The organism is Chromobacterium haemolyticum (assembly GCF_002081825.1).
Taxonomy (GTDB): domain Bacteria; phylum Pseudomonadota; class Gammaproteobacteria; order Burkholderiales; family Chromobacteriaceae; genus Chromobacterium; species Chromobacterium fluminis.
Genome location: NZ_MUKU01000021.1, coordinates 1 through 19,516, shown reverse-complemented (window position 1 = coordinate 19,516; position 19,516 = coordinate 1). Strand labels below are relative to the sequence as shown.

At 71.9% G+C, this 19,516-nt stretch carries 5 protein-coding genes; 1 reads left to right on the top strand and 4 read right to left on the bottom strand.

The features are described from left to right. Window positions 1-45: 45 nt before the first annotated feature. Complete coding sequence (locus B0T39_RS15665; RefSeq protein WP_043594131.1) at window positions 46-279, top strand: MbtH family protein; 234 nt, start codon at window positions 46-48, stop codon at window positions 277-279. A 47-nt stretch (window positions 280-326) separates the two neighbouring features. On the opposite strand, the gene B0T39_RS15660 is transcribed toward B0T39_RS15665, so the two are convergent. From B0T39_RS15660 to B0T39_RS15645, 4 genes are all read right to left on the bottom strand, one after another. After that, complete coding sequence (locus B0T39_RS15660) at window positions 327-1,100, bottom strand: glycosyltransferase family 32 protein (protein WP_176219571.1); 774 nt, start codon at window positions 1,098-1,100, stop codon at window positions 327-329. Beyond that, window positions 1,097-1,867: an SDR family oxidoreductase HmlD gene (gene hmlD / locus B0T39_RS15655; protein WP_081548186.1), complete on the bottom strand. Its 771-nt coding sequence runs from the start codon at window positions 1,865-1,867 to the stop codon at window positions 1,097-1,099. Before hmlD ends, B0T39_RS15660 begins: the two co-directional genes overlap by 4 nt. Beyond that, window positions 1,864-12,801 (bottom strand): jagaricin-like haemolysin non-ribosomal peptide synthetase HmlC, encoded by a 10,938-nt coding sequence (gene hmlC, locus B0T39_RS15650; RefSeq protein WP_081548184.1) that lies wholly within the window; start codon window positions 12,799-12,801, stop codon window positions 1,864-1,866. Before hmlC ends, hmlD begins: the two co-directional genes overlap by 4 nt. Continuing rightward, window positions 12,798-19,516, bottom strand: a 6,719-nt coding sequence (locus B0T39_RS15645; RefSeq protein WP_081548182.1) for a non-ribosomal peptide synthetase, incomplete at its 5' end; no start/stop codon positions are given. The genes hmlC and B0T39_RS15645, both read right to left, overlap by 4 nt.

Genomic DNA, 19,516 nt, shown 5'->3' with positions numbered 1-19,516 from the left:
TGTTTGGAACTGTCTTAATTTTCTAGCGACGGCATGGAGGTGCTTATGACGCAGGACGCAATGAATGAAACCAAATACATCGTGGTGATGAATCATGAAGAGCAATATTCGATATGGCCGGAATATCGCGAAATACCCGCCGGCTGGCGTTCTCTTGGCGTCAGCGGAGGAGAACAGGAGTGTCTGGACTATATTGAAAAGAATTGGACGGATATGCGTCCGTTGAGCCTGAGACAATTCATGCAGGAAAATCAAACGGCTTCCCCTTCCGCTAATTAATGGTTGTTATGTGTTGTTTTTGAAGTCGCCGCCTTGCGGCGACTTTTTCATTGCAAAGGCAGCCGCCGCGTCAGCCAGGGCAACAGCAGCCGGTTCAGCCGGGACAACAGCCGGTGGCGCAGGCCCAGCCAGTTAAGGTCCATGTGGTGACGGGCATAGCCGCCGTCGGGATCGTTGGCCGGCGGCCAGGAGCTGCCGTCCGACGTGGGCGAGCCGGGTTCGAAGTAATAGCCGGGGCAACACAGCGTGGCCGGGTCGTCCAGACAGCCGCTTTGCTGCGCGCACCAGGTGAAGAAGCGCGGGCCCACGGTGACGGCGGTGCGCATCGCCGGCGACTCGCGCAGCCTGGCCGGCATGGCCGGGTCCAGCGGCGCGGACTGGCCGGCCGCCAGCCGGCCCAGCACGGTGTCCCACAAGGGGTGGCCGGGCGCGCTGCCTATCAGCGCGTTGTTGAAACCGTGGGTGCGCGACAGGATGAGTCGCCTTCCAGGCAGCAGCGGGTCTATGGGCCGCAGGTTTTCGATGTCCATGTCGATGTAGAAGCCGCCGTGCAGCGCCAGGAACAGGTAGCGCGCGGAGTCTATGCGTTGGATGTCGCGCTCGAAGCTTGCGTAGCGAGCGGCGAACCAAGGGTAGTGCTCGTCAACCAGCGCTTGCATCCGGGGCGCGTCCCAGAACACGAACTCCCAGTCTGGATGCCGCCGCATCCAGGTGTCGCGATAGCGGCGATATTTGTCCGGCAGCGCGGCGGCGCCTTGATACCAGATCTGATGGATGCGGCGCGGAATGTCCGCGGCCGGGGTGGCGAGTGTCGGGTTCACGAGAAGGTGGCTCCGCCGTCGATCGCGATGATGCGGCCGTTGAAGTAGTCGCATTCGATGATGAATTTCAGCCCCTGCCAGATTTCGGCCGGCTCGGCCATGCGCCGCAGCGGCACCTGGGCGATCAGTTCCTCGCGGGTGGCCGGCGCCAGGCCGGCGGCCATCGGGGTGTCGGTCAGGCCCGGGGCGATGCCGGCCACGCGAATGCCGAAGGGCGCCAGCTCCAGCGCCCAGGTCCGGGTGAGCGCGTCCAGGCCGGCCTTGGACGCCGCGTAGTTGGACTGGCCGGGATTGCCGGCGCTGGTGACCGAGGAGACGTTGACGATCAGGCCCGGCGTTTTGAGGCCGGACTCCACGCGAGCAGCGGCGAACTCGCGGCTCAGCAGATAAGGCGCGGTCAGGTTGGTTTCCAGCACCGACCGCCATTGCGCGGTGGGCAGCTTGCGGACGAAGCCTTCCACGTCCAGCCTCACCAGCCAGCCGTCGCGCAGGATGCCGGCGTTGTTGACCAGCAGATTGGCCGGCTCCGCCTGTTCCGACGCGGTTTTCAGAAAAGCGCGGACCGCGGCCTCCTGGCTCACGTCCAGCACCGAGCCGCGCACAGAGCCGGGCAGGCCGGCGGCGTCTTCTTCCAGCCGGCGCAGGCCGGCGGCGTCCAGATCCGCGGCGTGGACCCGAGCGCCGGTGCGGGCCAGCTCCAGCGCGAAGGCGCGGCCGATGCCGCTGGCGGCGCCGCTGACGATGGCGTTGATGTGTTCCAGTTTCATTCTGCGGTTTCCATGGTGGAGGGTTGAGCGGCGGCCCGGCGCAGCGCGTCGCGCTCGGCGTCGGACATGCCGCGCAGCTTCAGGTAGACGGCGGCGATCTTGGCGGCCAGGCCGGGCGCGGACTCGCGCTCCGCCAGCAGCGCGGCCAGGGCGCGCGGGGTTTGGGCGTGGAAGGTGGCGCGCAGCGGCAGCGTTTGCCGGAAGATTTTGTTGACGCGCACCTGGATGCGGGTGGCCAACAGCGAATGGCCGCCCAATTCGAAGAAGTCGTCGTCGGCGGCGATGCCGGCGCGTTCGAACACTTCTTCCCACAATGCGCACACCGCTTGCTCCAGCGCGCCCTGGGGGGCGCTGCCGGCGCGGGTCGGCGCGCTGGCGGCCGGTTCGGGCAGGGCCTTGCGGTCCAGCTTGCGGTTGGCGGTCAGCGGCAACTGTTCCAGGGTGACAAAGCGGCTGGGCAGCATATAGCCGGGCAGCGCGGTGGACAGCTGGGCCCGGACCCGCTGCAAGGCGGCGGGATCGGCTTCGTCGCCGGCGCGCCAGGCGTCGCCGCCGTCCGGCACCAAGTAGGCCACCAGCCGCGCGTGGCCTTGCGGGTCGCGGCGGACGGCGGCCGCCGCCTGGCGCACGCCGGGCAGTTGGCGCAGCCTGGTTTCCACTTCCTCCAGCTCCAGCCGGAAGCCGTTGAGCTTGGCTTGGCCGTCCAGCCGGCCCAGCACGCGGACGCTGCCGTCCGGCCGCAGGCAGGCCAGGTCGCCGCTGCGATAGACGCGGGCGCCGGGCCGGCCGGCCAGCGGGTCGGGTCGGAAACGGGCGGCGGTTTGCGCCGGCGCGCCCAGATAGCCCAAAGCCAGGCCGTCTCCGCCGATCTGCAGTTCGCCCGCCAGTTGCGGCGGCAGCGGCTGGCCGTGGTGGTCGGCCACCCACAGCGTGGTGCGGCGGACGGCGTGGCCGGCCGGCGGCGGCAGTTCCGCGCCGTCGACCCGGTGCAGCGCGGACCAGATGGTGGTTTCGGTGGGGCCGTAGACGTTCCACAGCGCGGCGCCGGCGTCCAGCAGCTCGCGGGCCAGGTCGGCGGGCAGCGCCTCGCCGCCGCACCAAGCGCGCAGCCCGGGCGCGGGCTTCCAGCCGGCTTCCAGCAGCATGCGCCAGCTGGCCGGCGTGGCCTGGATCACGCCGGCGCCGCGGCGCGCGGCCTCGGCGGCCAACGCCGGGCCGTCGCCGCTGGCCGAAGCCGGCGCGATGGCGACCGTGCCGCCGCGGACCAGGGGCAACAGCAGTTCCAGCGCCGCGATGTCGAAGGACCAAGTGGTGACCGACAGCAAGACGTCGTCCGCGCCGAAGCCGGGTTCGGCGCTGAAATGCCGCAGGATGTTGGCCAGCGAGCGATGGGCGATCTGCACGCCCTTGGGCCGGCCGGTGCTGCCGGAGGTGAACAGGGTGTAGGCCGGCGCTTCCGGGTGGAGCGCGTCGCCGGGCAAGGGAGCGTCGTCGACGTCGGCTTGAGGCAGAGGCGTCGGCAGCGTCAGCAGTTTGGCGGACGCGGGCCAGCCGGTCTGCTCGCCGTCGACGAGGACCAGGCCGGGGCGGGCGTCTTCCAGGATGGCGTCGCGCCGCAGCGGCGGCAGCGCCGGGTCCAGCGGCAGGTATTGCGCGCCGGCCCACAAGGTGGCCAGCAGGGCGGTCAGCGCGCGTCCGTCCGGCGGCAGGGCCAGCGCCACGGTGTCGCCGGGAGCGACGCCGCGCTCCGCCAACCGGCGCGCCAGCGCGCGCGCGCCGTTCACCAGTTGGCGGTAGCTCAGCTCGCCGTCCTCGGCGGCGACCGCGATCTTGTCCGGGTTGAGCCGCGCGGCGGCGATCAACATGGCTAGCACATTATCGCCGCGCTCCGGCGGCGGGAAGGCGGCCGGAGGCGTCGGTTCGGCCAGACGCAACTCGCCTACGCGGGCCGCGCCGCCGGCGATCTGCCTCAGCAGCCGCGGCAGCGCTTCCAGCAGCGCCGCGACGCGTTCCGGTTCGATGCGGCCGGCGTCGAATACGCCGTCCAGCTCAATGGTGTCGGCGTCTGGCTTGACGTAGAGGGTCAGCGGATAGTTGGACTGTTCGCGCGCGGAGGCCGCGCCCACGCGCAGCGCTTGGGCGGCGTCGCCGACCGAGGCGCGAATCGGGTAGTTCTCATAGACCAGCACCACGTCGAACAGCGCCTGGCGCGCGGACAGGCCGCTCCAGCGCTGGATGTCCACCAAGGCGCTGGACTCGAAGGGGCCCAGACGGCTCTGGGCGTGCTGCAGCCGGTGGAGAAAATCGTCCACCGCTTGAGCGGCAGAGCAGTCGGCGCGCAAGGGCAGGGTGGAAATGAACAGGCCGACGGCGGCGTCGCAGCCGGGCAGCGATTCGGGCCGGCCGGCCATGGTGACGCCGAACACTAGGTCGTCGCAGCGGCCGACGCGGGACAGAGCCACCGCCAGCGCGCCCTGGAACAAGGTGTTGAGCGTGACTTTGCGCTCTCGCGCCGTCCGCCGCAACTCAGCGGTCAGCGCGGAGTCCAGCCGCAGCGAATGGGCGCGCGGCTGGGGCGGGCCGCCGGCCGGCAGCAAGGCCAGATCGGCCGCGGCGGCGTAGCCGCTGAAGTAGTCGCCCCAGAAGGCTTGCTGGGCCTGGCGGTCGCTGTGCGCGCGCAGCCATTTGATGAAGCGTCCGAAGGAGGGCGCCGGCGGCAGCGCCGCGTTCTGGCCCTGGCTCAGTCCGCGGTACAGGGCCAGCGCCTCGTCGAAGACGACGGCCATGGACCAACCGTCCAGCAGCGCGTGGTGATGGGTCCAGACCAGCCGCCAAGGCGCGCCGTTCCGGGTCAGCAGCGCCAGGCGCATCAAGGGCGGGGCGTCCAACGCGAAGCCGGCGGCGCGGTCGGCGGCCAGATAGCGTTCCAGCGCGGCCTCATCCGGCGTTTCGCAGATGGAGAACGGCAGCGCGGGCGCGCGATGGACCCGCTGCAGCGGCGCGGCCAAGCCTTCCCAGGCGAAGCTGACGCGCAGCGCGTCGTGCCGGGTCAGCACCTGCTCCCAGGCTTGGCGCAGCAAGACCGGATCCACCGCGCCGTCCAGTTCGGCGACCACTTGTTCTATGTAGACGCCGGCGGGGCCGGAAGAGGCTTCCATTCGCGAGTGGAACAGCATGCCTTCCTGCACCGGCGTCAGCGACCACAGGTCGACGATGTCGCCGCGCTCGCCCAGCGCCGCGGGCAGGCCGGCTTCGTCCAGCGCGGCCAGCGGGAAGTCGTCCGGCGTCAGCGCCGCCGCCGCGGCGTCCGCGTCCAGGCTCAGCAGCGCGAGCAGCCGCTGCCGCATTTGCCGGGCGAGGGCCTCCACCGTCGCGCGCGGCAGCGTGGCGCGGCCGTAGTTCCAGCGCAGGGACAGTTTGCCGTCGCTGACCAGGGCCACGATGTCGATCAGCCGGGGGCGCAAGCCATCCGGGTCTTCCATCGCGCCCACGGATTCCGGCGCGGGCGCCAGCGCGCCGTCGGCCGGCAGGCTGGCGTCGAACTGGCCCAGATAGTTGAAGGCGATTTGCGGTTCCGGCATGGCGGCCAGCGTGCGGGCGTCGGCGTCGTCCTTCTGACGCAGCGCGCCGTAGCCGGCGCCGCCGGCCGGCACCGCGCGCAAGGCTTGCTTGACCCGGCGCAGCAGCCGCGGCGGCGAAGCCTCGGCCAGGCCGGTCACGGTCAGCGGATACATGGCGGTGAACCAGCCCACGGTGTGGGAGAGGTCCAGCGCCTCGTCGTCTCGGCCGTGGCCTTCCATGGTGAGGACCAGCGCGTCGGCGTCCAACCAGTCGCGCAGCGCGCCCAGCGCCGCCGTCAGCAGCATTTCCTCGGCGCTGGCGCGCAGCGCTCCGCCGCGGAGCAGGGCGGCGGTTTCGCCGCCGTCCAGCGACAGCTCCACGGTGTCGGTCGCGCCGTAGCGGTTGTCGCGTGCCGCCTCCGCCGTCAGCGGGATGCGGACCGCGTCGGCGGCCAGCCGCGCCTGGTCTAGCCAGTAAGCGCGTTCTTCGGCGGAGGGCGCGAGCGGGCGCAGCGCCCAATGGCCGAAGCCGACGTTCGCCGGTATGGGGGCGACGCCGGCCAGCAGGCCGGCGAGATCTTGCAGCAGCACGCGCCAGGACACGCCGTCCACAATCAAATGATGAATGACCAGCAGCAGCCGGCCGGCTTCGCCGTCGCCGCAGTCGAAGTGCACGGCTCGCAACAGCGGCCCGCGTTCCAGATCCAGCTCGCGCTGCGCCGCTTCGGCGCGGGCCTCGATGGCGGCGGCGCGTTCAGCGGCAGGCAGCGCGCTCAGATCGACGCGTTCCAGCCAGTCTTCTTCGTGCAAGGCCTCGCGCGGCGCGTAGTGTTGGCGCCAGCCGTCGGCGCCGGCGGCGAAGCGCAGGCGGAAGGCGTCGTGGCTTTGTTCCAGCCGCAGCAGGGCGCTGCGCAGCGTCGGCGCGGCAATGCCGGCGGCCACGCTCAGCAGCAGCGCCTGGTTCCAGTGGCCGGGACGCGGCAGGGTGTTTACGCGTTCGAAGAACCAGCCTTGGGCCGGCGTCAGCGGAAGCGGAGCGCCGGGTGGAATGTCCTCCAGCTTGGCTTCCTGCCGCGCCGGGCGCGCTTGGGCGGCCAGCTCGGCGATGGTGGGGTGGCTGAAGATGTCGCGCGCGGCCAGCGTCAGGCCGGCCTGGCGGGCCTGAGCCACGATTTGCAGGCCTAGGATGGAGTCCCCGCCCAATTGGAAGAAGTTGTCGTCGGCGCCGATGTCCTCGCGGCCCAGCGTTTGCCGCCAGATCGCGGCCAAAGTCTGTTCCTCAGGGGCATTGGGCGCGCGGCTGCGCATTGGGGCCGCCGCGTCCGCCTGCGGCGCGGGCAGCGCGGCGCGGTCGGTTTTGCCGTTGGCGCCGACCGGCCATTGCCGTAGCGCGATCAATTGCGCGGGCAGCATGTATTCCGGCAGACGCAGGCGCAGCGCCGCCAGGATGGCGGCTCGCCAGTCTCCGGCCTCGGCCTCCGGCGTCAGCCCTACGTAACCGGCCAGCTTGTCCGCGCCGGAGCGGTCGCGGTAGAGCGCGGCGGCGGCTTGGCGCACGCCGGGGCAGGCGGCGAGGCCGGCTTCGATCTCTTCCAGTTCCACGCGCTGGCCGCGCAGCTTGACCTGGTCGTCGGCGCGGCCCAGGTATTCCAGCACGCCGTCCGGCAGCAGGCGCACGATATCGCCGCTGCGGTATAGGCGGCCGCCGGGCAACGGCGACAGCGGGTCCGGGATAAAGCGCCGCGCGGTCTGCGCCGGCTGGCCCAGATAACCGCGGGCCAGGCCGCAGCCGGCGATGTACAGTTCGCCGCGCACGCCGGGGGGCACCGGATTGAGGCGGGCGTCCAGCACATGGAAGACGGCGCCGTCTATGGGGTGGCCGATGCTGATGGCGGCCGCGGGCGGGTCCGAGCGCAGGTATTCCGCGCTGGAGGCGTCGATGGCGGTTTCGGTGGGTCCGTAGAGGTTGACCAGCGGGATGTCCAGCGCGGCGTGGAAGCGGGCCAGGGTGGCGGCCGGCAGCGCTTCGCCGCCGACGAAGACCCGGCGCAGCGCGCGGCAGCCGGCGAAGTCCGGCATCGACAGCAGCACGGCCAGCAGGCTGGGCACCAGCTGCAGCACGGTGACGCCTTGTTCGCGCACGGCGCGGATCAGGTAGTCCGGGTCGCGGTGTCCGTCCTCCGCCGCCAGCAGCAGCCGCGCGCCCTGTGTCAGCGGCGCCCAGAACTCCCAGACCGAGGCGTCGAAACCCACCGGGGTCTTCTGCAGCACCGCGTCGTCCGCGTCCAGCGGGTAGCGGCGGTTCATCCAGGCCATGTGGTTGTCCAGCGCGGCGCGGCCGACGGCGACGCCTTTGGGGCGACCGCTGGAGCCGGAGGTGAACAGCAGATAGGCCAGCGCGTCGCCATGGACGGGCGCGGCGGGGGCCGCCGCGTCTTCGTCGTTCAGATCGTCGGCCAGGTTCGCCTGCAAGACGGCACAGCCGGGCGGCGCGTAAGCGGCGGGGTTCAGGCTGAGCAGCAGCGCCGGGGCGGCCTCCTGCAGGATGTCGCGGCGGCGTGCCTCGGGCTGGCTTCGGTCCAGCGGCAGATAGGCGGCGCCGGCCTTCAAGGTCGCCAGCATGGCCACCACCTGTTCGGGCGAGCGCGGCAAGTCCAGCGCCACCACCGCGTCCGGGCCAAGGCCATGCGCCAACAGCCGGCGCGCCAGCCGGTTGGCCTGGCCGTCCAGCTGGGCGTAGCTCAGCGCCTCGCCGTTTCCGGCGACGGCGGGCGCGTCCGGTTGCCGCCGCGCGATGGCGGCGACCGCCTGCGGCACCGAGAAGGCCGCGAGACCGGCGGACGGTCCGCGTAGCGGCTCGACAGCGGTCTCCGTCAGCGCGGCGTCCAGGCAGAGGGCGTCGGGGTCTCGCGCCAGCGCGGCGGCGGCGGCCAGGTAGAGCCGGCCGATGGTGGCCACTTGCTCGTCGGGGAAGGCGGCGCGGTCGTAGGAAAAGCCCAGGGTGACGGCGCCCTCGGCGCGGCTGGCGCTGAAGGTGACGGCCAGCGGGATGTCCACCGCTTCCAGGCGGCTGCTGTCCAGCACCTCCAGGCCGCCGCTCTCGCTCAGTTCGCGGTAGACGTGGAAATCCACATAGTTGAACGAGGCGTCGAAGCGGGCGGCCTCGTCCAGTTTGAGGATTTCCGCCAGCGGGAAGAAGCGGCGGGGCAGGCTGTTTCCCTCCGCCGTCATGGTTTCCGCCAGCAGCGCGCGCCAACTGCCGCCAACGCGGACGCGCAGCGGCAGGGTGTTGAGGAAGAGGCCCAAGGCTTCGGCGCCGTCGGCGTCCGCCGGGCGGCCGTTGCTGACCAGGCCGGTGACGATTTCGTTCTGACCACACAAGCAAGCCAGCACGCGGGCGTGCACGGCCAGCAGCAGGGTTTTCAGAGGCATGCCGCTGTCCGCGGCCTGCCGGATCAGCGCCGCGGCGGTGGCGTTTGGCAAGCGCGTTTCCTGCGATCCCACCCTGGCCTTGCCCGTCGGCGCAACGCGTTGAGGCCAGCGCGGGATGGCGGCGGACGGCAGGCCTTTCAGCTGCGCGCGCCAGTAGTCTCGTTGCGCCGGATCGGCCAACGCCGCCCGCTCGGCGGCGACGAACTCTCGGAAGGCCGCGCGCGGTGCCCGCGCGGGGCCGCCTTGGTCGCGCATCCGTTTGAACAAGGCCGAGCACAAGGTGGCGACGCTCCAGCCGTCCAGGATGGCGTGGTGGAAAGCCAGCGTCAGCTGCCACTCGTCGTCGGCCAGCCGCAGGCAGCCGACGCGCAGCAGTGGCGGCCGTTCCGGCGCGAAGCGCTGTTCGCTTAGCTGTCGCAGCTGACTGGCGACGGCGTCGTCCCTTTGCTGCGGCGACAGGCCGCGCAGGTCGTCGATTTCCAGGCTGGGCGTCAGATCGCGCCAAACCAGTTGCAGCGGCTGGGAGTAGCCGGCCAGCGCGAAGCCGGTGCGCAGCAACGGGTGTTCGCGGCTCAGCTCCGCCAGCGCCCGGCGCAGGCGCTCCGGGTCGATGTCGGCGCGCAGCCGGTGGGAGAACACGTCGTGGTACAGGTTGCGGCCGTCGTCGTATTCATTGTGGAACAGCATGCCGGCCTGCAGCCTGGCCAGCGGCAGCGCGTCTTCCACCTCGGGCGGCAGCCGCGCGCGGTCCGCGGCGTCTATCAGCGCGAACGGGGGCAGTGCCGCGTCCGGCGCGGCCGTGCTTTCGGCTTCGCCTATCGCTTCGACGATGGCTTCAATGGTGCCGTGGCGGAAAATGTCCTGGATGTTCAAGGGGCAGCCGCGCTCCTTGGCCAGCCCGGCGATGCGCACGCTGCGGATGGAGTCTCCGCCCAGCGTGAAATAGTTGTCTCGTATGCCTACGCGGGGCAGGTCCAGCACCTGGCGCCAGATATCCGCCAGCAGTTTTTGCCTGGGGGTGGCCGCTTCGACATAGGGCGTGTCCAGCGCCGAACGCGCGCCTTGCGGCGACGGCAGCGCGCGCGCGTCCACCTTGCCGTTGAGGGTGAGCGGAAACTCGGCCAACGCGATGAAGACCGCCGGAATCATGTGGGCCGGCAAGCGCGCGGCCAGATGGCGGCGCAGGGTTTCGGCGCCGGCCGCGGCGGGGTCATCGGCGAGCAGATAGGCGATGAGTTGGTCGTCGGCGGCGACGAGATGGACGTCGCGCACCGCCGGGTGGCTCAGCAGCGCCGCGCGTACTTCGCCCAGTTCGATGCGGAAGCCGCGAATCTTCACTTGATGGTCGATGCGGCCGCAGTAGAGCAGTTCGCCGTCGGCGGTTCGCCGCGCCAGGTCGCCGGAACGGTAGCGCCGTTCCGCGCCGACGCCGGGAAAGTGTTCGGCGTTGAGTTGCGGGCGGTTCAGATAACCGAGGCTGACGCCGGCGCCGCCGACCAGGATTTCACCGGGCGCGCCCAAGGGAACGGGATGGCCGCAGGGGTCCACCAGTTCCAGGCTCAGGTCGTCCAGCGGTTCGCCTATCGGGCTGAGTTCGCCGCCGGCCTTAAGATCGGCGGCGAGGATGCGGCGGAAGGTGACGTGAACGGTGGTTTCGGTGATGCCGTACATATTGGCCAGCCGCGGACTGTCGTCGCCGTGTCGCTCCAGCCACGGGCCCAATTCCGCCAGCCGCAGCGCCTCGCCGCCGAAGATCACCCAGCGCAGCGCGGACGGCCGCGGCAGCGGGGCGGCGGCTTCGGCCGCTATCGCCAGCTTGAACGCCGACGGGGTTTGGTTCAGCACGGTGACGCCTTCGCGGCCCAGCAGTTCGACGAAGGCGGCCGGATCGCGGCTGAGCTCGCGCGGCACCACGACGCAGCGGCCGCCGTGCAGCAGCGCGCCCCAGATTTCCCATACCGAGAAATCGAAGGCGAAGGAGTGGAAATAAGTCCAGACGTCGCTTTCGTCGAAGGCGAAGTGGCGGGCGCTGGCGGAGAACAAGCGCAGCACGTTGCGGTGGGAAACCAGCACGCCCTTGGGCTGGCCGGTGGAGCCGGAAGTGTAGATCACGTAAGCGCCGTGCCCAGCTTCCAGGCCGGTGGGCGGCCGCGCCGCCGGCCTGGCGCCGCAGCCTATCTCCGCCAACGACAAGCAGCGGTGCTCCGCCGGCAGCCGCGGCTTGAGTTCGGCGTCGGTCAGCGTGAGCAGCGCTTGGCTGTCGGCCAGTTGGTAGGCCAGCCGCTCTGCCGGATAGTCCGGATCCAGCGGCAGATAGACGCCGCCGGCCAGCGTCACCCCCAGCATGGCGGCGATTTGTCCGGCGGAGCGCGGCAGGCAAATGCCCACCCTGACGCCGGGCGCCACGCCGTCCTGGCGCAAGCGTTCCGCGATGGCGGCGGCCTGGGCGCGCAATTGCCGGTAGCTTAGTGTCGCGGGGCCGTCGCTGACGGCTATGCGGTCTGGAAAGCGTTCGGCGGCGGCCAGGAAGCCTGCGGCCAGGGTGTCCGGCCCGCCGCGGCTAGCCAGCGAGGCCGATGCGGGCGGCTGGATCGCGCTTGGCCGGACCAGGCCCAACTCGCGCAGCGCAGCGTCCGGCCGCGCGGCGATCTGGCGCAGCAGTTCCAGATAGGCCTCGGCCAGCGCCGCGGCCGGAGCGTCGTCCACTCGAGCGCGGTCGAAGCCCAGCTTCAAGCTCAAGCCGTCCGCGCCCGGCACCAGGGTCAGCGTCAGCGGATAGTGGGTGCGCTCGCGCTGGGAAACGTCGGAAATCCGGAAGCCCAAGCCGTCCGAGGGCAGGGCGTCGCCTATCGGGAAGTTGTCTATCGCCACCAGGGTTTCGAACAGCGGCTGGCCGCGCGGCACGCCGCTGTGGCGCTGGACTTCGGCCAGATCGCTGTGCGACAGCGATTGCAGCTCCAGCTGAAGGCGTTGCACCTCGGCCAGCCATTGCGGCAGCGCGGCGTCGGCCGGCACCGGCAAGCGCAGCGGCAGGGAGTTGATCAAGAGGCCCACCATGCCGTCCACGCCGGGCAGATCAATGGCCCGGCCGGACAGCGTAAGACCGAAGACCACGTCGTCCTGGCGGCTGTATCGGCTGAGCAGGATGGCCCAGGCGCCCAGCAGCAGGCTGCCCGGCGAGACCCGGCAGCGTTCGGCGGCGGCCGCGAGGTCGCCGTCGGCGCGGTAGTCCAGCCGCATCTCGATCTGGCCGACGTCGGCGCCGGCCAGCGCGCCTGGCAGCGCCGGCCGGTCCAGGCCCAGCGGCGTGGGCGCGGCCAGATCGCCCAGCGCGGCGCGCCAGCGCTTGGCGGCGTCGTCCTGGTCCTGGTGGCCCAGCCAGCTCAGGTAGGCGGCGAAGGGCGGTGGCGCCGAGGGCAGCGCCGCGCCGGACAGCAACGAGAAGTAATCGCGCATCAGGATGGGTAGCGACCAGCCGTCTAGCAGGATGTGATGGTGGCTCCAGATCAGCCGCCATTCCTCCTGCCCGTAGCGCAGCAGGGTCAGCCGCATCAGCGGCGGCCGGTTCAGCTGGAAGCCGCGGCGGCGGTCTTCGTCCAGCAGCGCTTCCAGCCGCCGTTCGCGCTCGGCGGGGTCGTCCCGGCTCCAGTCGTGGACGTCCAGCGGCGTTCGCGCGTGGCGAAACACCACTTGGCGGGGCTCGGCCTGGCCCTTGGTGACGAAGGCGGTGCGCAGGATGGGGTGGCGCTCGGCCAGCCGCTCCAGCGCGTCGGCCATGGCGGCGGGATCCACCGCGCCGTCCAGCCGGCAGATCAATTGCTCGAAATAGACCGGGGAGCCGGGCGCGAACAAGGTGTGGAACAAGACGCCGCGCTGCAGCGGGCTCAGGGGCAGGATGTCCTGGATCTGGTCTTTGAGGTTCGGTGTGCTTGTCATGTTCATTCGATGTCGGTGAGGTCGTCCAGCAAGGCGGCCAATTCGTTCTCCTCCAGCGCGACGCCGGCGAAGTCCGAGGTGTGGTAGGCGACGGCGGGCAGGCCGCCGGCGCGGCAGAGCGCGGCCAGTTCTTCCAGCGCCAGCCGGCACTGTTCGGCCAGCGCCGGGGTGTCGTGGGCGTGGGCGTAGTCGAAGTCCAGCCGCAGGCGGCCCTTCTCTATGCGGGCGTTGACGGCGATGGCGTGCGGCAGCCGCTGGCGCGGGTCTTGCGCCGGCCCGGCCTCTAGCGTCGACAGCCGCGCCCGCAGCCGCGGCAGCACGCCGTCGGCGGCGTCGTCCAGCCGGCCCAGGTAGTTGAAGCTGAGCGGCCGAGGCGGCGCCTGGTCCAGAGCGGCGGCCTGGGCCGGATCGCCCAGATAGCGCAGCACGCCGAAGCCGATGCCGCCGCCGGGCACGCCGCGCAGCGCGGCCTTGGCCGCCGCGGCCGCCGGCTCCCAGCCGTCGCCGGCCGGCTCTATGCGCAGCGGGTGCAAGCAGGTGAACCAGCCCACGCTGCGCGACAGATCGGGCGCGGGGCCGGCCGCCGCGTTGCGGCCGTGGTTTTCCAGGTCCAGAGCGAGCGCGGGCAGGCCGCTCAGCCGGCGCCAGGCCAGGGTCAGAGCCGCCAGCAGCAGTTCCTGCGGCTGAGCGCGGTAGCGTTCGGCGCCGCCCTCCAGCAGCGCGGCGCTGGCGTCGGCGTCCAGGCTGACCGTCGCGCGGCGGCGTTCCTCCACGCGGCCGACGGCGGCAAGTCCCGGCGGCGCGGCCAGCGGGGAGACGGCGCGGCGCCAGTAGTCGAACTCGCCGGCCAGCGCGGGCGCGTCGTCCGCCAGAGATTGCGCCCAGGCCCGGTAGCTGACGGGCACGGGAGGCAGCGAGGGTTCGGCGCCGTCCATGGCCTGGCCGTAGGCCTGGTCCAGGTCGTCCAGCAGAATGCGCCAGGACACCACGTCCACTACCCAGTGATGGGTGATCAGCAACAGCTCGGCGCGGCCGCCCGGCCCGACCTCGATCAACACGGCGCGCAGCAGCGGGCCGCGTTCCAGGTCCAGCGAGGCTTGCAGCCGCGCGCCGTGGGTTTGCAGTTCCGCCTCGCGGGCGGCCGCTTCCGTCGCCCGCAGCGTCAGCGTTTCAAGCGGCGGCGCTGCGCGCGGTCCGTAATGCTGGCTCCAAGCGCCGTCGGGGGAGCGGCGCAGTCTCAGGCGCAGCGCGTCGTGCCGCAAGGCCACGGCCGTCAGCGCCGCCTGCAAGGCGACGGGGTCCGCGGCGGCGTCCAGGCTCAAGCGCAGGCTGAGGTTCCAGTGCTGCGGCGCGGGCCAGTCTTGTTGCAGGAACCAGCGCTGGATAGGCGCCAGCGGCGCCTCGGCCTGTTCCGGCTCCTCGATGTGCGCCCGCCGCGCGGCGGCGCCGGCCACGGCGGCCAGTCCGGCCACCGTGGGATGGGCGAACAGCGCGCGCGGTTCGATGTCGAAACCGGCCTGCTTGGCGCGAGAGACGATCTGCAGGGCCAGAATGGAGTCGCCGCCGACGGCGAAATAATTGTCGTGAACGCCAATTCCGCTCCGCCCCAGCGCCAAGCGCCAGATCTCCAGCAGCGCGGCCTCGGCCGGGTTCAGCGTCTTGTCCGCGTCCGGCGAGTCCGGTGCGGCCTCCTCCGGCGACGGCAGCGCCGCGCGGTCTATTTTGCCGGCGGGGGTCAACGGCCATTGCCGCACGCCGACGATGGCTTGCGGCAGTTCGTGGGCCGGCAGGCGGGCGGCCAGGTGCTCTCGCAGCGCGGAGGCGTCGAAGCCCGCTTCCGGCTTGAGCCGCGCGTAGGCCACCAGTTGGCGGCGCTCGCCGTCCAGGCGGATCAGCGCCAGCGCTTCGTCCACGTCCGGATGGGCGCTGAGCGCGGCGGCGACGCCGTCCAGTTCGATGCGGTAGCCGCGGTGTTTGACCTGGCCGCCAGCGCGGCCGAGGAAGCGGATGCCGCCGTCGGGTAGGTATTCGCCGAGGTCGCCGCTGCGGTACAACCGCGCGCCGGGCAGGCCGGACACGGCGTCCGGTACGAAGCTGGCGGCGGTGCGGCCGGGCTGGCCGATATAGCCGCGCGCCAGCGCCTCGCCGCCGATGTGGATCTCGCCGGGCACGCCGGGCGGCACTAGCGCGCCCCAGCGGTCCAGCAGATAGAGGCGGACGCCGGCCATGCCGCGGCCTATGGACGGCAGCGGCTCGACGGCGTCGCAGACCTGCATGCTGGCGCAGACCGTGGCTTCGGTTGGGCCGTAGGCGTTGACCACGCGGTGAGCGGCGGCCCAGCGCGCCAGCAGGCCGGGTGAGGCGGCTTCGCCGGCGGCGATCAGGGTGCGCAGGCCGGGCAGATCGTCTTGGTCCAGCGCCGCCAGCAGCGCCGGGGGCAGGGTGGCGTGAGTCAGGCCGTGGCACCGCGCGGTGCGGCGCAGGGCGCCGGCCGGGTCTTGCGCGGCGTCGGCCTCCGGCAGGCACAGGGCCGCGCCGCTGCCCAGCGCCATGAAGATTTCTGACACCGAGGCGTCGAAGCTCAGCGGGGCGAACTGATAGACCCGGCTACTGGCGTCCACCTGGAAAAATTCGCATTGGGCGCGGCAGAGATTGGCGACGCCGCGATGGCTGACGCCCACGCCCTTGGGCCAGCCGGTGGAGCCGGAGGTGTAGATGAGGTAGGCCAGGTTGTCGACGCCGGCGGCGCAGGGCGGGGCGGAATCCTGCGCGGCGTCCGGCGAGTCGGCGGCTTGGTCCAGCAAGAGCAGGCTGGCCGGCAGCCGGCTCAGCGTCGGCAGCAGGCGGGTTTCGCTGAGCAGGATGGCGGCGCGGCTGTCGGCCAGCATGTAGTCCAGCCGCTCGGCCGGGTAGGCCGGGTCCAGCGGCAGATAGACGGCGCCGGCCTTCAGCGTGGCCAGCAGCGCGGTCACCGCGGCCGCGCCGCGCGGCAGCAGCACGCCCACCACGGTTTCCGGGCCGGCCCCCAGCGCTTGCAGCCGGTGGGCCAACTGGTTGGCGCGGGCGTCCAGCCCGGCGTAATCAAGCGCGCCGTTTTCGTCCAGCAGCGCCGGCGCGCGCGGCGCGGCGGCGGCCTGGTCTTCGAACAGGCGCTGCGCCAGTTGCGGCGAGGCCAGCGGCTGCCGGGCGGCGTCGGCTATCCGCGCCCGCCGAGTGTCCGCGGGCAGTAGCTCGATGGAGGCGACGGCGGCGTCCGGCGCGGCGACGATGGATTCCGCCACGGCGAGCCAGCGTTGCAGCAATTCCTCGGCCGCCACGTCGGCGACGCGGCTGCGGTCGAAGGTGAGCTTGACGGTCAAGGCCGCGCCCGGGATCACGGCCAGCGTCAGCGGATAATTGGTGTGCTCGCTGAAGCGCGGCGTTTCAAAGCCCAGGCCGGCGGCCTCGTCGCGCAGCAGCGCGTCGGCGGGGTAGTTCTCGAAGACCAGCAGCGAGTCGAACAACTGGGCGTTGTCGCGGCCGGCCCAGCGCTGGACGTCCACCAGCCGGTTGTGGGCGTAGTCCTGCACCCGGGCTTGATTGGTCTGTACCTGGGCCAGCAGCGCGCGCGCGTCGGCGGCGGGGTTGAGCCGCACCCGCAGCGGCAGGGTGTTGATGAACAGCCCTATCATTTCGGCTATGCCGGGCAGATCGCCGTTGCGGCCGGACAAGGCGGTGCCGAAGACGATGTCCTCGCCGTGGCCGCTGCGCGCCAGGGTCAATGCCCAGGCGGCCTGGAACAGGGTGTTCAACGTGCTGGAGCAGGCCTGCATTGCGGCGGCGGCGCGCGCGCTCCATTCCGGCGACAGCCGGATTTCCCGTTCGACGAAGTCGGCGTCGCCGTCGGCGGGGCCGGCGAGCAGGGTGGGGTGTTCCAGCCCGGAAAAGTAACGACGCCAGAAAGCTTCGTCCGAGCGGGCGCGGCGGCCGGCGCGGTCCAGCCAGCCGATATAGGCGGAGAACGGCCGCGCCGGCGGCAGGGCCGGAGTTTGGCCGCGGCTGAGCGCGCGGTATAGGGTCAGCAGTTCGCGGAAGAATAGCGGCAGCGACCAGCCGTCCAGCAGCAGGTGGTGATAGCTCCAGATCCAGCGCCAGCGGTCCTGGCCCAGCCGGATCAGCGCCAGCCGCATCAGCGGCGCGGCGTCCAGAGCGAACGGCCGCGAGGCGTCTGCGGCCAGGTAGTCGGCCAGCGCGGCCTCGGGCTCGGCCAGATCGGACCAGTCCAGCCGGCTGATCGGCAGCGACGCCGTGCGCATCGCCGCCTGCAGCGGTTGGGCCAGGCCCCGCCAGTGAAAGCTGGAGCGCAGCAGCGGATGGCGCGCCAGCATTGCGCGCCAGGCCTCGGCGAAGGCGTCCGAGTCCAACGCGCCGTTGACCACGCTGCTGAGCTGTTCCAGATAAGCGCCGTCGGCGGCGTCGGCCACGCTGTGGAACAGCATGCCCTGTTGCAGCGGGGACAGCGGATAGAGATCGTCGAAGGGGCCGGTCCGGCGCGCCAGCTCGTCGACGGCGGCCTGCTCCAGACGGGCCAGCGGGTAATCGGCGGCCAGCAGCGGCGCGGCTTCGATCTCGCCCAGCGCCAGCGCCAGTTCGCGGGCGAAGGCGTCGGCCCAGCCGGCGACGGTGGCCGCTTCGAACTGGCTGACGGGGTAGCGCCAGTCCACGCGAAGCCTGCCGTCCAGCACCACCAGCACCAGGTCCAGCGCGAAGGGGCGCAGGTTGCCGGCGGCGCGTTCTCCGGTAATCAACTCGGGCCGTAGTTGGAACCAGGCCTTGTCGACGCCGCGAGGCGCGCCCAGGTAGTTGAAACTGATTTCCGGCAGGCCGGCCGCGTCCAGTTGCCGGCGCGCGTCCAGGTCCGGCCCCAGCCAGCGCGCCTGGCCGTATTCAGGCGCGACGGGGGTTAGCCGCGACAATTGCGCGGCGATGGAAGCCAGGAGTTCGGCCGCGCCGGCGGCGGCGTCGCCGGCCACGCTCAGCGGATACAGCGCGGTGAACCAGCCCACGGTGCGGGACAGGTCCAGGCCGGATTCGGCGTCGCGGCCATGGTGTTCCAGCGTCGCCGCGAAGCGCGGCGCGTCGAGCCGGGACGCCAGCGCGCGCCACAGCGCCAGCAGCAGCAAGGCGCTGACGCGCTGGCCAGCGGCGCGGGCGCCGGCGCGCAGCAGGCGGCCGGTTAAGGCCGCGTCCAGTTCGCGGCTGAGCAGCCGCGAGGCGGCTTCGGTATTGGCCGTCGGGGCGGCGGCGTCGCGGCGCAGCGTCGGGAAGCCAGCCGCGGCCTGGCTGAGCCAAGGCGCGGGGTCCGCTTCGGCGGCCTCGGCCCGTTGCAGCTCCGCCCAGCGGCGCCATTGGGTTGGCACGGCGGGGAGTCGCGGCGTTTCGTCGCGCGTCAGCGCGTCCAGCGCCTGGTTCAGATCGTCCAGCAGAATGCCCCAGGACACCGCGTCCACCGCCAGATGGTGGATGATCAGCGCCAGCACCGGCGCTTGTCGGCCGCGGCGCAGCAAGAGCGCGCGGGCCAGCGGGCCGGCGCTTGGGTCCAGCTCGCGCTGGGCTTGTTCCAGCGCCGCGCGCGCGGCTTCGTCGCCGTCGTCCGCCAGTTCCAGTTCGCGGCAGGGCCAGCCGCCGGTCTCTTCGCTTAGCGTCGGCTCCGGCGTGAAGCGCAGGCGGAAGGCGTCGTGGCGCGCGGCCACGGCGTCGAGCGCGGCTTGCAGCCGGACCGCGTCCACGGGGCGAGCCAGTTGCAGCGCCAGCGCCTGGTTCCAGTGTCGCGGCTCGGCCAGACCCAGGCCGGCGAACCAGCGCTGGATGGGCGTGGCCGGCAGCGGGCCGGCGGCCGCGGCTTCCTCCTCGATCGCGGCCGTGCCGAGCGCGGCGGCCAACTGGCGGATGGTGGGCTCCAGCAGCAGCTGACGCGGACTCAGCGCCAGGCCTTGCGCCCGCGCCCGGGCGACCACTTGCAGGGAGAGGATGGAATCGCCTCCTAGGGCGAAGAAATTATCGTCGATGCCGGGTAGGGGCACGGCAAGGACGTCGGCCCAGATGTGGGCGAGCGCGCGTTCCGCGTCGGAGCGCGGTTCGACGCGGGGCGCGTCGCTGGCGGCTTGCGCGGCCGGCAGGGCGGCGCGGTCGATCTTGCCGTGGTGGGTCAGCGGGAAGCGCTCCAGCGCCACGATGACGGCGGGCAGCATGTGTTCGGGCAACTCGGCAGCCAGCGCGGCGCGCAGGGCGGCGGGTTCGGCGTCGCCGACGGCGTAGGCCACCAGCCGCGGTTCGCCGGCGGCGGGACGGTCCAGCAGGACCAGCGCCTCGCGCACGTCGGGCAGACGGCACAGCGCGGCTTCGATCTCGCCTAGTTCGATGCGGAAGCCGCGCAGCTTGACCTGATGATCGGCGCGGCCCAGGTATTCGATTTCGCCGTCGGCGCGGCGGCGGGCCAGATCGCCGGAGCGATACAGGCGGGAGCCGTCGGCGGCGAAGGGATTGGGCAGGAAGCGGGCGGCGGTCAGCGCCGGACGGTTCCAGTAGCCACGAGCGACGCCGGGGCCGCCGACGTAGATCTCGCCGGGCACGCCGATGGGCACCGGCTGCAGGAAGCGGTCCAGCAGATGGAAGGCCAGATCGGGAATCGGCGGGCCGATGACCTGTCCTTTGCGAGCGTCGAGATCGGCCTGGCGGATGG